This window comes from Martinezella sp. CNPSo 3732, assembly GCF_057784515.1.
Window position 1 is genome coordinate 146397 of sequence record NZ_JBXSOO010000012.1, and the last position, 12795, is coordinate 159191.

Here is a 12795-nt window from a genome sequence, read left to right on the forward strand (position 1 = left end):
CGGCGGCCAATTGCCGCCGGTTCTTTCACAGATAGGTTGGGCGCTTGCCGGCGAAGAGCTCGGCATGACTTTTCAGCAATTTGGTCATGCGGTCGACCACGGTGCGGATTTCCCGGCGATGGCGGTCGGCATTGTTCATGACGATCCACTGCCGATGGCGCAGCTCCGGGATTTCCTCGCCGACCCGCTCCAACCGCGGCTCCTGGTCGCCGACGAAGCAGGGCAGAACGGCAATGCCGGAGCCGGCAAGCACCAAATCGTGCAGCGAACGCGGGCGACTGACCGTAAAGGCGATTTCCTCGCGCTTGTTCTGGTGCGGCCAGCGCAGATAGGCCGAGATCGCCTCCTCCTCCGCGACTGCGATCCAGCGCTGCGGGCCGGAAAAGCGTATGTTGCGGGCCTGATAGGCGGCATAGGCGACATCGCCAGTCTTGATGGCGGCGAGATTGGTTTCCTCCGGCTCGAAGGCGCGGATACCGATATCGCTTTCGCGATGGGCGAGGCTGGCGCGACGTTCGCCGAGATGAAGGTCGATGCGGAACCCGTCACGCTCAGAGCAGATTGTCGGCATGTTCTGGCTGAGCAGCCAGCCGACCCAGGTGCCGGCAGCGATGCGGACGATGGATGCACCCTGGGCATCGCGCTGCCAGCTATCAACCTTGCGGGCGGCGGCTTCCATCTCCAGCAGTTGATCGAACAGCGCCTGGCCGTTGCCGGTCAGCGCATAACCCGCCTGGCTGCGCTCGAACAGCGGGCGGTCGATCTGCCCCTCCAGCTCCAGCATGCGCCGGCCGATCGTCGCCGGGCTCAAGCCGCTGGAAGCAACGGCGCCAGTCAAGCCGCCGCCACGAGCGACATCCAGAAAAAGCTGATAGGAATCCCAGGTGGTGTTTTTCATAATTGAAAAACATAAGGCAAATATGGCTATTTATAAAGAAAATTCCGATGTGTAATTGAAGGGATGCCTCACAGCAAGGAGACATCTCATGATGGAGAGCATCGCTCTGGCGAAAGCCATAGAAATACGGAGCCTGGCGCGCGAAGAACAATGGCGCCGCAACGAGGATCTGTTCTACCTCGACAATGCCGGGGATCCCTCACCCTTTTTTGAATGGCTTGGACGGAGGTTTGCCGCTGTACGCAGCCGCTACCAGGCAATGAAGAACGCGGACCGGCCGGAAATGGGCCGATCCGCCTGCGCCTGCGATAGCAACAGCAGCTGCGGTCAGGCGGCCTGCTCGCGCATGTAGTTCGCGCTGTAGCCGGTCTCGATCTTGAACTGCAGGATAAGGTGCAGCAGGGCATCGGCCTCGGTAGCGAGCTCGCGGCTCGCAGCCGTGGTCTCTTCTACCATGCCGGCATTCTGCTGGGTCATCTGATCCATGTGATTGACCGAGGAATTGACCTCCTGCAGAGCGCTTGCCTGATCGTGGCTGGCGCGGGCGATCATCTCCACATGGTGGCTGATCGTCACGATCTGGCTGCTGATCTGCGCGAGCACCGAACCAGCCTCCTGCACGTACTGCGAACCGGAATTGACCTCCTCGGTCGACTTGTTGATGAGCCCCTTGATCTCCTTGGCGGCCGCGGCCGAACGTTGTGCAAGCTCGCGCACCTCCATGGCGACGACGGCAAAACCCTTGCCGGCGTCGCCGGCGCGGGCGGCTTCGATACCGGCATTGAGCGCAAGAAGGTTGGTCTGGAAAGCAATCTCGTCGATAACGCCGATGATCTGCTCGATTCGGCGCGAGGCCTCCTCGATGCGCGACATGGCATCGATGGCGTTGCCGACGACGACAGAGCTGTCATCGGCGCTGCGCTTGGCTTCGCGCACGATCGCATCCGCGTCCTTGGCGCGCTCGGCAGACGAACGGACCGTCGTGGTGATCTGGTCGACGGCAGCGGCGGTCTGCTCCAGCGAAGAGGCCTGTTGCTCGGTGCGCTTGGAGAGATCCTCGGCGGAAGCCGCCATTTGAGCGCCGTTGCTCTGGATCATCTCGACATTGCTGCGAACCTGGCTCAGCGTCTGTTGCAAGCGGGACAGCGAACTGTTGAAGTCCTGGCGCAGCTGCTCGAGACGGCCGATGAAAGGCGTGTCGATCGTCGCCGAGATATCGCCCTGTGCAAGCCGCTCGAGACCGGCGGCAAGCTCGCTGACGGCATAGTCGATCTGACGGTCGAGCTCACGCTTTTCGGCGTCGTTGCGCTGGCGTTCATGCTCTGCGGCAGCACGCTCCTCGTCGCTTTGCTCCTCGATGCGGATCTTCGAAATGGCGTTTTCCTTGAAGATGCCAAGGGCTCTGGCCATATCGCCGATTTCGTCCCGGCGCTGCTCACCGGAGATCGAGGTCTCCAGCATGCCATCGGCGATGCGGCGCATGGCGGCGGTGATCTGGCCGATCGGACGCTGCAGAGTCAGGACCAGCGCGATGCCGCCGGCAACCGAGAGGATGATGCCAAGTGCGGTTGCCAGGATGGATATGGAATTTGCCTGGTTGCGCTCACTGCCGGCACTCTGTTTCTGCGTCTCGGCGAAAGCGGTCAGCTGGCCCCAGACCTGATCGAGCTGTTGGCGAGCGCTGGCATATTCGCCGATCCGCTGATTGATGGTATCGACCAGCTTGCCGCCGGCCTCATCCATGGATTTGATGGCTGGACGAATGGCCGAGTCGATATCGCTGGCGAAATCCATGCTCTTGGCGCTTTGGTTCAGCGTATCGATATCGCCGCCGAGCTTGGAGACTTCCTGGCGCAAGCGCACGAGATTGTCCTTGTTCGTATTGGCGTTGAAATCGGCCAGCACGAGCTGCAGCGAATAGATCGAGTCTTCAAGGCGGCGCGTGTCCTGCAGGACCGAATTGGTCTGTGCGACGCGGGCATCGAGCGAGACGAAGGTCGTGGTCGCCTGGCGCATCATCTGCGTCGCGGTCAACTGCGTGTAAGTCGAGGTCTGACGGAAGCGCGAAAGCAGCCGGCTGATATTGGTGATCGTATCGTCAGTCGGCACGTCCGTGCTTTCGGTGAAGGCAGCAAGATCCTTGATCGTGCCCACGAGCGACTGGACAACGCTCTTCTGGTTCTGCGGCAAGGCAAGGTCGATGGAGCGCTGTGCCTTGTTCAGGTCCGGTAGCCGGTCCTTCAGGAGCTTGACCTTGTCGGCCGGTGTCGCGGCCTTGTTGAAGTCTTCGGCAACGGAAGCCAGCATATCGCCGCCCTTCAGCAGGCGGTCAGCGGAGCGGAGCGTGGAGGTCGCGTCCGCCTGGTCCTGGCGCATCCGGTCTTCCAGCTGCTGGCTGTTGAAATTGACGTTGAAGCGGGCGCTGATCAAGGCGCGCTGGGCGTCATCGATCGTCTTGCGCAGCGAGAGTTCCTGCTCGTGCAGCGACCACAGCCTGCCGACGAGATTCGACATGCCGGCGGTCTTTGCTGTCGCGTCAGTCAGATTGCCGCGGCCGTCGGCATCTGCGCCGAGCTGGCCGAGCGTTGCATTCAGCACGCCCTGCTGCGACTTGATGTCTTCATAGAGCTTGTCGCGCTGCTGTGCATTGGTGATGCGCAGGAAGTCATCCATGGAACCGTAGAGGTTCTTGAACCCAGTCAGGGACTGCAGGACGCTGTTGGATATCTCCATGCGGCCCTGAAGCAGGCCCGACGCATAAAGCCCGGTGAGGCCCACGGCGGAAATGCTGATCACGAACGGCAGGACGAATATCAGAACTTTCGTCTTGATGTTGAAACGCGACAATATCTTGTCAATGAACATTTTAGCCCAGACCTCTCACACACCGCTCCCCCGTCGGCGCCGCCTCGGCGCTGACCGGATGTATAATCATCATTCTTGAAATATCAGCAGGCGGGGTTCCCGAGTATAAGTCGGGAAGCAATCATTGCTTCGGCTTCAGCTTGCAGTAGAGCGCCCCAAGAAATCGACTGGGATTGTCGGCGTGATTAATTAATTTTCAGATAAGGGAGTAGTGTGACCCGCATCATACAATCAAACGCTGAAAAGCGGAGGGCGAGGCCTATCTCCGTGCGCGAGCCAAGGCCGCCGCTCGGCAACGGTCAACAGCAATGTAGCGGCTGAAGTCAGAAGCCGCGTACGGTAAGGTAGGCGATGCAAACGGCGGTAACGCCGGTCGCCAACATCAACAGTCTTGCTGCCAGAAGCTTGGCATTGTCACGGGTCTGAGCGATTGCAATGGCGCGAGCGCGACGATGTGTTCTGTTCATGAGTATATTCCCATTTTCGCACTGACACGATAACCGGCAAATGGTGCTTTCGGCAACTGCCAATGTATTCACTAATTAATGTAGGAAAGGAAAACGCGAGAAACAGAGGCGGGTTCCATTTTCTCAAGGCGCCGAGAGGGCCTTGAAACGGCAGTTCAAGCCGCTTCGCCGGCTATATGCCCGGAAGCCCAAGCCCATTGGAAATTGTAGCCGCCGAGCCAGCCGGTCACATCGACGCATTCGCCGATGAAGAACAGGCCGGGAATGGTCTTTGCCTGCATCGTCCGCGAATCGAGGCAAGCGGTATCGATGCCGCCGAGCGTCACCTCAGCGGTGCGATAGCCTTCCGAACCCGAGGGTTTGACCGGCCAGGACTGAATAGAAGCCGCAAGCTGCTGCAGGCGTTTGTCCGATAGATCGGCCATATTGCCGGAGATGCCCTCGCTCTCGACAATATGCTGAGCCAGGCGTTTCGGCAGGATTTCCGCAAGCGCCGTCTGCGCCGATTGCCGGCCATTGACCTGCTTGGCTTTCTTCAACAGTGCGAGAATGTCGATATCTGGCTCGATCATGACGGTGATGTCCTCGCCTTCCCGCCAATAGGAGGAAATCTGCAGAATGGCGGGGCCGCTGAGGCCGCGATGGGTAAAGAGCAGGGCCTCGCGGAATGCCGTCTTGCCGTGTCGGATCTCGGCGGGGGCAGCAATGCCCGACAACGGCGCCAGACGCTGAAGCAATTGCGGATCGAGCGTCAGCGGCACAAGGCCTGGCCGCGTTTCGACGACAGGCAAGCCGAATTGCTCGGCAACGCGATAGGCAAAACCTGTCGCGCCCATCTTCGGGATCGACTTGCCGCCCGTGGCGACGACCAGCGAGGATGCTTCGAAGGCGCCTTCGGGCGTGCTGACGCGGTAGCCGCCCGCCTTCTGCTCGATGCCGCTGATTTCCGTTCGCAGTCGCAGTTGCGCACCGGCCGCGCGCATCTCATCGGTCAGCATGCGGATGATGTCCTTGGCGCTATTATCGCAGAAAAGCTGGCCGAGCGTCTTCTCGTGCCAGGCGATGCCGTGGCGCTCCACCATGGCCAGAAAATCGGCAGGCGTGAAACGCGCCAGCGCCGATTTGGCAAAATGCGGATTGACGGACAGGAAGTTCTTCGGGCCGGCGTTGATATTGGTGAAGTTGCAACGGCCGCCGCCGGAAATGCGGATCTTTTCGCCGGGTGCGGCGGCATGATCGAGCACGAGCACGGACCGACCGCGCTGGCCGGCGCGGATGGCGCACATCATGCCGGCAGCGCCTGCGCCAAGGACGATCACATCATATCTGCCGGTCACACTTCAGCCCTTTATTCTTCGCCGCGCTCTCTCGTCATGTTTCCATCATACGGCGAAAGTCCGAGCGGTTTCCCCCTCGCCAATTGGCAAACTGCAGTTATGATGCACTCACCGATCAACCCAAATACGGTGTTTTATGCCCGCGAGAAAGACCCCGCTGAAAGCTTCCATACCAGTCTCGAAAGCACCAATAGTACCTCCCGGACTGAGATCGGCACGCGGCGTGGCAAACTGGAAGGAAGCGGCGCAATGGCTGCGGGCACGCGGGATCGAGGACATAGAATGCATCACGCCGGACCTTGCCGGCGTGCCACGCGGCAAGATGATGCCGACCTCGAAATTCACCTCCAACACGTCGCTGGCGCTGCCCTCGGCGATCTATCGACACACGATCTCCGGCGAATATCCGGAAGAGACCGAAAGCTTCCGCTACGAGCCGCGCGACAACGACCTGAAGCTGGTCCCAGACCTGTCGACCCTGTCGGTCGTTCCCTGGGAAACCGACCCGACCGCGCAGGTCATCTGCGATATCGTCAATTCCGAGGGACAGGAAGTCTCCTATACGCCGCGCAACGTGCTGAAGCGTATCATGGGGCTCTATCGCGATCGCGGCTGGAAGCCGGTGGTGGCGCCGGAAATCGAGTTTTATCTCGTCGCCAAGAATGACGATCCGGATTATCCGCTGCACCCGCCGAAGGGCCGTTCCGGGCGTTCCATCCTGGGCGGTCAAGGCTATTCGATCGCCGGCATCAACGAGTTCGACGAGCTGATCGATGACATCTATCACTTCTCGGAAAAGCAAGGTCTCGAGATCGACACGCTGATCCACGAGGAAGGGCCGGCCCAGCTGGAAATCAACCTGCGCCACGGCGATCCGATCGAGCTTGCCGACCAGGTGTTCATGTTCAAGCGCACGATCCGAGAGGCGGCGCTGAAGCACGGCATCTACGCGACCTTCATGGCCAAACCGATGCAGAGCCAGCCGGGATCAGCGATGCACATCCATCAGTCGGTGGTCAACATCGAGACGGGCAAGAACGTCTTCACCAATTCGGATGGCAGCCCCTCGCCCGAATTCTTCCATTTCATCGGCGGCATGCAGCGCTTCGTGCCGAACTCGCTCGCCATGCTGGCGCCCTATGTGAATTCCTATCGCCGGCTGGCGCCGAACATGTCCTGCCCGGTCAACAATGCCTGGGGCTACGACAACCGCACCACGGCCTTCCGCGTGCCGGTCTCCGATCCGCAGGCGCGGCGCGTCGAAAACCGGCTACCGAGTTCGGACGCCAACCCCTATCTGGCGCTTGCCGCCTCGCTCGCCTCCGGCCTGCTCGGCATCATGAAGCAGGTGGTGCCGACGGCGCCGACCGAGGATTCTGCCAATGAAGGCTCCATCGATCTGCCGCGCGGGCTCCTCGAAGCCATCGCGTTGATGGAGGACGAGCCGGCCTTCGAAGAGGTGTTCGGCAAGGACTTCATCGGTATCTACGCCGGCGTGAAGCGCGGCGAATTCGAAACCTTCATGCAGGTGATCAGCCCGTGGGAGCGGGAATTCCTTCTGCTCAACGTGTGAAGGAGGCGCCCATGACGCTGCAGGAAACATGGCAAAGCCCGATCGCGCCCGGCCTTTCCTTCTACCAAGCGACCGTCGGCCCGCGTACGAGCTATCCGAAGCTCGACGGCTCGCGCCGCGCAGATGTCGCGATTATCGGTGGCGGCTATACCGGCCTTCAGGCCGCCTACAATCTTGCCAAAGGTGGCGCGGAGGTCGTTCTGATCGACGCGAACCGCTTCGGCGACGGCGCCTCCGGCCGCAACGGCGGGCAGCTCGGCACCGGCCAGCGCTGGTGGCCGGAAGAGATGGAAGAGAAGATCGGCTATGAACGCTCCAAAGCTCTTTTCGATCTGGCCGAGGACGCCAAGCGGCATCTTCTCGATTTCTCCGCCGAGCATGGCATCGACATCGATTTCCTACCCGGCCAGATGAATGTCACGCACAAGCGCAGCTACAAGCGCGACTATATGGACAATGCGGAGATCGCAGCGACCCGCTACGGCTATCCGCACATGACCTTTATGGATCAGGCTGAAACCCAGGAGCGGCTGGGGTCGCAATTCTATCTTTATGGCGTCCGGGATATGGGCACGGGCCATATCCACCCGCTGAAGCTGCTTATCGGCCTTGCCCGCGTCGCGGCCGAAGCCGGTGCCGCCCTCTTTGAGATGACCAAGGCAAAGGGCTTTCGCCAAGCGGAGGGCAAGACCATTATCGAGACGGATGGCGGCGAGATCACCGCCGACCGCGTGCTGATCGCCTGCAACGGCTATATCGGCAATCTGGAGCCGGTGACGGCAAGTCACGTCATGCCGATCCGCTCCTTCATCGGCGCAACGCAACCGCTGGACCGCTTCCCACAGGTTCTTCCCGGCAATGAAGCCGTCGCCGATTCGCGATTCGTCGTGCGCTATTTCCGCAAATCCAAGGATGGACGCCTGCTGTTCGGCGGGCGCGAGGCCTATACGGCGGACAATCCACGCGACATAACGCAGCACATCCGCCGGCAGATCACCGAAATCTATCCGGCCCTCGGCGATATCAACATCGATTATGCCTGGGGCGGTTCGGTCGGCATCACCATGCCGAGGCAGCCCTTCGTGCGCGAGGTCATGCCGGGTGTCACTTCCATCGGCGGCTATTCCGGCCATGGGGTGATGCTGTCAAATTATTGCGGTAAACTCTATGCGAAAACGGTTCTCGGGAATGCGGACGAACTTCATCTCTTCAGGGAGCTGAACATTCCGCCCTTCCCCGGCGGTGCGCGCATGCGGGCGCCTCTGCTGTTCCTGGCGCTCTCATGGTTTGCGTTGCGCGACAGGTTTTGAAAACCGGAAGATGATTTCTTCCGCCGGCAATCCGCTCTAAAAAGCCGCATCTGAATTTTGCGATGCACACTGGCCTTTTTAAATCGATTAGATTAAAAGGGGCCTCAACCAAGACCGATTGAGAGATAGCTCATGAGCAGCCAAATCATTCCTGTTGAACCATTTGATTATGTCGTTTTCGGCGGCAGCGGCGACCTTGCCGAACGCAAACTCCTGCCCGCTCTTTACCATCGTCAGGTCGAAGGTCAGTTTTCCGAACCGACACGCATCATCGGCGCTTCGCGCAGCGCGCTTTCCAATGAAGAATACCGCAAATTTGCCGATGCAGCCCTCAAGGAACACCTGAAAAAGGGTGAATATGACGACGCCGAAGTCAAGAAATTCCTGGCTCGCCTGTTCTACGTACCGGTTGATGCCCGCAGCGACGCCGGCTGGGACCAGCTGAAGAAGATTCTGGACGAAGGCAAGGAGCGCGTGCGCGCCTTCTATCTCGCCGTCGCTCCGGGCATCTTCGGCGACATCTCGCAGAAGATCCACGATCACAAGCTAATCACCAAGCAGACCCGCATCGTCGTCGAAAAGCCGATCGGCCGAGATCTGGCATCTGCCCTGCAGCTCAACGACACCATCGGCAAGGTCTTCAAGGAAGAGCAGATCTTCCGTATCGACCACTATCTCGGCAAGGAAACCGTGCAGAACCTGATGGCGCTGCGCTTTGCCAACGCGCTCTACGAGCCGCTGTGGAACGCCAACCATATCGACCACGTGCAGATCACCGTCGCTGAATCGGTCGGTCTCGAAGGCCGCGCCGGCTATTACGACACGGCCGGCGCGCTGCGCGACATGGTGCAGAACCACATCCTGCAGCTGCTTTGCTTGACCGCGATGGAAATTCCCTCCTCCATGGATTCGGAAGCCGTCCGCGACGAGAAGCTGAAGGTTCTGCGCGCACTGAAGCCGATCGACGCGTCCAATGTCGAACAGGCAACGGTTCGCGGCCAGTATCGCGCTGGCGCTTCGGCAGGCGGCCCGGTCAAGGGCTATCTCGACGAACTGGAAGGCGGCGTCTCCAACACCGAAACCTTCGTCGCCATCAAGGCCGAGATCGGCAACTGGCGCTGGGCTGGCGTTCCCTTCTACATCCGCACCGGCAAGCGTCTCGCCGGCCGCATGTCGGAAATCGTCATCACCTTCAAGCACATCCCGCACACCATCTTCGACCAGGCCGCCGGCCGCATCGTTGCCAACCAGCTGATCATCCGCCTGCAGCCGGATGAAGGCGTCAAGCAGTCGCTGATGATCAAGGATCCGGGTCCGGGCGGCATGCGCCTGCGCAATGTCTCGCTCGACATGAGCTTTGCGTCTGCCTTCAACGTCCGCAATCCGGACGCCTATGAGCGCCTGCTGATGGACGTCATCCGTTCCAATCAGACGCTGTTCATGCGCCGCGACGAAGTGGAAGCCGCATGGAAGTGGGTCGATCCGATCCTCAAGGGCTGGGAACACGCCGGCCAGCAGGTGCAGGGCTATACGGCCGGCACCTGGGGTCCGAGCCAGGCTATCGCGCTCATCGAGCGTGACGGCCGCACCTGGCACGACGATATCTAAACCGGGACGATAACGATGACAGCGAACATGCATGCTTTTGCCAATGGTGCCGAACTCGCCGGCAAGCTCGCGGACAAGGTGGCCGAGACCCTTTCGGCCGCGGTTACCGCCCGCGGCTCCGCAAGCATCGCGGTCTCCGGCGGCTCCACGCCGAAGGCCTTCTTCCAGGCGCTGTCATCGCGCTCGATCGACTGGGGCAAGGTGACGGTCACCCTCGTCGACGAACGGTTCGTGCCGGCGGACAATCCGCGCTCGAACCACCTGCTCGTTCAGGAAAACCTGCTGAAGGACAAGGCGGCTGCCGCCAACTTCCTTCCGCTCTATCAGGCTGCGGCTTCCGTCGAGGAGGCCGCCGCCATCGCCACGGAAAAGACTAAGGCCGTCGGCCATCCCTTCGATGTTGCCATCCTCGGCATGGGCAATGACGGCCACACTGCTTCCTTCTTTCCGGGCGGCAGCAATCTCGCAACCGCACTCGATCCGGACACTCCGCGCGGCATCATCACGATGGAAGCGGAAGGTGCCGGCGAGCCGCGGCTGACGTTCACTTTCTCCAGCCTTCAGGATGCCCGATTGCTGGTGCTCCATATCGAGGGAGAAGGAAAGAAAGAGGTTCTCGCCAAAGCCGAAGCAGCAGGCGAGGAAACCGAGATGCCGATCCGTGCCTTGCTGCGCCGGGCGGCTTCCCCGGTCGAGATTTATTGGGCTCCATGATACGGCCGACAGGCCTCGTCATCGAACCCTGAATGACACAGCAACCTATGCTGCGCCGTGTGCCCCTGCGGGCGCAGCGGCAAAGCATTGATTTTTGGACCCCGCGCCACGCCCCTACCGAGACAGATCTTCGGGCATTGCGCAGAACAGACGGAGGCAGATCGACCATGGCCGCTGACGCCCGCATATCAGCGATTACCGCACGTATCGTCGAGCGCTCGAAGCCGACGCGCGAGCGCTATCTGGACCGCCTGCGCAATGCCGCAGCGAAGGGCGCGCAACGTTCCGTGCTCGGCTGTGCCAACCTTGCGCATGGCTTCGCCATCTGTTCCCCCACCGAGAAGGACGCACTGGCGGGAGACCAGGTGCCCAATCTCGGGATCATCACCTCCTATAACGACATGCTCTCGGCGCATCAGCCTTTCGAGACCTATCCTACGATCATCCGCGAAGCGGCGGCCGAAGCGGGCGGCATCGCCCAGGTTGCCGGCGGTGTGCCGGCCATGTGCGACGGCGTTACGCAGGGACAGCCCGGCATGGAACTTTCGCTTTTCTCACGCGATCTGATTGCCATGTCGGCAGCCGTCGGCCTGTCGCACAATATGTTCGATGCCGCCGTCTTCCTCGGCGTCTGCGACAAGATCGTCCCCGGCCTCGTCATAGCCGCCCTCTCCTTCGGCCATCTGCCTGCTGTCTTCATTCCGGCCGGACCGATGACCTCGGGCCTGCCGAACGACGAGAAGTCGCGCGTGCGCCAGCTCTATGCCGAAGGCAAGGTCGGCCGCGCCGAACTTCTCGAAGCGGAATCGAAGTCCTATCACGGTCCCGGCACCTGCACCTTCTACGGTACGGCCAATTCGAACCAGATGCTGATGGAGATCATGGGCTTCCACATGCCGGGCGCCTCCTTCATCAATCCCGGCACGCCGCTGCGCGAAGCCTTGACACGCGAGGCGACCAAGCGCGCGCTTGCCATCACAGCCATGGGCAATGAGTTCACACCGGCCGGCGAGATGATCGACGAACGCTCGATCGTCAACGGCGTCGTCGGCCTGCATGCGACCGGCGGCTCGACGAACCATACGATGCACATCGTCGCCATGGCGCGCGCCGCCGGTATCGTGCTTACCTGGCAGGATATTTCCGAGCTTTCGGACATCATCCCGCTGCTTGCCCGCGTCTATCCGAACGGGCTTGCCGACGTGAATCATTTCCATGCTGCTGGCGGCATGGGCTTCCTCATCAAGGAACTTCTGAAGAAGGGGCTGCTGCACGACGATGTTCGCACCGTCTACGGCCAGGGCCTCGGCGGCTACTCCATCGACGTCAAGCTCGGCGCCGACGGCAATGTCGTGCGCGAACCCGCTCCGGAAAAAAGCCACGACCCGAAGGTGCTGGCAAGCATCGACACGCCCTTCCAGAGCAATGGCGGGCTGAAGATGCTGCGTGGCAATATCGGCAAGGCGGTCATCAAGATCTCCGCCGTCAAGCCGGAACGTCACATCATCGAAGCGCCGGCCGTGATCTTCCACGATCAACTGGAGATGCAGCAGGCCTTCAAGGACGGCAAGCTGAACCGCGATTTCGTCGCCGTCGTACGCTTCCAAGGGCCGAAAGCCAACGGCATGCCGGAACTGCACAAGCTGACGCCAGCGCTCGGCGTGCTGCAGGACCGTGGTTTCCGCGTGGCGCTCCTGACCGACGGCCGCATGTCCGGCGCCTCGGGCAAGGTGCCGGCCGCCATCCATGTGACGCCGGAGGCTATCGACGGCGGCCCGATCTCCCGCATCCGGGAAGGCGATATCATCCGCATCGATGCGATTGCCGGTACGCTGGAGGTGCTGGTCGATGCCGCCGATATGGCGGAGCGCGAGCCGGTGGTGGCGGATCTCTCGGCGAACGAATTCGGCATGGGGCGCGAACTCTTCGCTCCGTTCCGCCACGCCGCGGGACCGGCGGATCAGGGCGCAAGCGTGCTGTTCCGCCATTGAGATAGTCCGCCGGATTTCAGCAGGACGGCATC

General features: G+C 61.2%; 10 protein-coding genes. 6 read left to right on the top strand and 4 right to left on the bottom strand.

Annotated elements, in window-relative coordinates:
* Positions 1 to 25: 25 nt before the first annotated feature.
* Complete coding sequence (locus AC13RM_RS19870; protein WP_488555440.1) at positions 26 to 898, bottom strand: LysR family transcriptional regulator; 873 nt, start codon at positions 896 to 898, stop codon at positions 26 to 28.
* A gap of 88 nt (positions 899 to 986) precedes the next feature.
* On the opposite strand from AC13RM_RS19870, the gene AC13RM_RS19875 reads away from it, so the two are divergent.
* Positions 987 to 1250 (top strand): hypothetical protein, encoded by a 264-nt coding sequence (locus AC13RM_RS19875; protein ID WP_488555441.1) that lies wholly within the window; start codon positions 987 to 989, stop codon positions 1248 to 1250.
* Here the strand turns inward: AC13RM_RS19875 and AC13RM_RS19880 are convergent.
* The 3 genes from AC13RM_RS19880 to AC13RM_RS19890 form a co-directional block, all read right to left on the bottom strand.
* Positions 1226 to 3763: a methyl-accepting chemotaxis protein gene (locus AC13RM_RS19880; RefSeq protein ID WP_440478978.1), complete on the bottom strand. Its 2538-nt coding sequence runs from the start codon at positions 3761 to 3763 to the stop codon at positions 1226 to 1228. The genes AC13RM_RS19875 and AC13RM_RS19880 overlap by 25 nt on opposite strands.
* A gap of 323 nt (positions 3764 to 4086) precedes the next feature.
* Positions 4087 to 4230: a hypothetical protein gene (locus tag AC13RM_RS19885; RefSeq protein ID WP_167078180.1), complete on the bottom strand. Its 144-nt coding sequence runs from the start codon at positions 4228 to 4230 to the stop codon at positions 4087 to 4089.
* 155 nt (positions 4231 to 4385) lie between these two features.
* Positions 4386 to 5567 carry a BaiN/RdsA family NAD(P)/FAD-dependent oxidoreductase gene (locus tag AC13RM_RS19890; protein WP_488555442.1) on the bottom strand — a complete coding sequence of 394 codons (1182 nt, stop codon included), beginning with the start codon at positions 5565 to 5567 and terminating at the stop codon, positions 4386 to 4388.
* A 136-nt stretch (positions 5568 to 5703) separates the two neighbouring features.
* Here AC13RM_RS19890 and AC13RM_RS19895 point away from each other — a divergent pair, with 136 nt between their 5' ends.
* The 5 genes from AC13RM_RS19895 (at position 5704) to edd (ending at position 12763) form a co-directional block, all read left to right on the top strand.
* Positions 5704 to 7140 carry a glutamine synthetase family protein gene (locus AC13RM_RS19895; RefSeq protein WP_285174505.1) on the top strand — a complete coding sequence of 479 codons (1437 nt, stop codon included), beginning with the start codon at positions 5704 to 5706 and terminating at the stop codon, positions 7138 to 7140.
* 11 nt (positions 7141 to 7151) lie between these two features.
* Positions 7152 to 8450 (top strand): NAD(P)/FAD-dependent oxidoreductase, encoded by a 1299-nt coding sequence (locus AC13RM_RS19900; protein ID WP_488555443.1) that lies wholly within the window; start codon positions 7152 to 7154, stop codon positions 8448 to 8450.
* Between the two features lie 132 nt (positions 8451 to 8582).
* Positions 8583 to 10058, top strand: coding sequence for a glucose-6-phosphate dehydrogenase (gene zwf / locus AC13RM_RS19905; protein WP_015338847.1), 1476 nt, complete (start codon positions 8583 to 8585; stop codon positions 10056 to 10058).
* A 15-nt stretch (positions 10059 to 10073) separates the two neighbouring features.
* Entirely contained in the window at positions 10074 to 10772 is a 699-nt protein-coding gene (gene pgl, locus AC13RM_RS19910; RefSeq protein ID WP_285174511.1) for a 6-phosphogluconolactonase, read from the top strand.
* 167 nt (positions 10773 to 10939) lie between these two features.
* A complete protein-coding gene (gene edd / locus AC13RM_RS19915) occupies positions 10940 to 12763 on the top strand; it encodes a phosphogluconate dehydratase (RefSeq protein ID WP_440478973.1) in 1824 nt (607 codons plus the stop codon).
* The last annotated feature ends 32 nt before the right edge of the window (positions 12764 to 12795 follow it).

Coding starts and splice junctions, on each gene's coding strand:
- zwf (WP_015338847.1), top strand. CDS start 8,583: ATGAGCAGCCAAATCATTCCTGTTGAACCATTTGATTATGTCGTTTTC.
- AC13RM_RS19875 (WP_488555441.1), top strand. CDS start 987: ATGATGGAGAGCATCGCTCTGGCGAAAGCCATAGAAATACGGAGCCTG.
- AC13RM_RS19900 (WP_488555443.1), top strand. CDS start 7,152: ATGACGCTGCAGGAAACATGGCAAAGCCCGATCGCGCCCGGCCTTTCC.
- AC13RM_RS19885 (WP_167078180.1), bottom strand. CDS start 4,230: ATGAACAGAACACATCGTCGCGCTCGCGCCATTGCAATCGCTCAGACC.
- AC13RM_RS19880 (WP_440478978.1), bottom strand. CDS start 3,763: ATGTTCATTGACAAGATATTGTCGCGTTTCAACATCAAGACGAAAGTT.
- edd (WP_440478973.1), top strand. CDS start 10,940: ATGGCCGCTGACGCCCGCATATCAGCGATTACCGCACGTATCGTCGAG.
- AC13RM_RS19870 (WP_488555440.1), bottom strand. CDS start 898: ATGAAAAACACCACCTGGGATTCCTATCAGCTTTTTCTGGATGTCGCT.
- pgl (WP_285174511.1), top strand. CDS start 10,074: ATGACAGCGAACATGCATGCTTTTGCCAATGGTGCCGAACTCGCCGGC.
- AC13RM_RS19895 (WP_285174505.1), top strand. CDS start 5,704: ATGCCCGCGAGAAAGACCCCGCTGAAAGCTTCCATACCAGTCTCGAAA.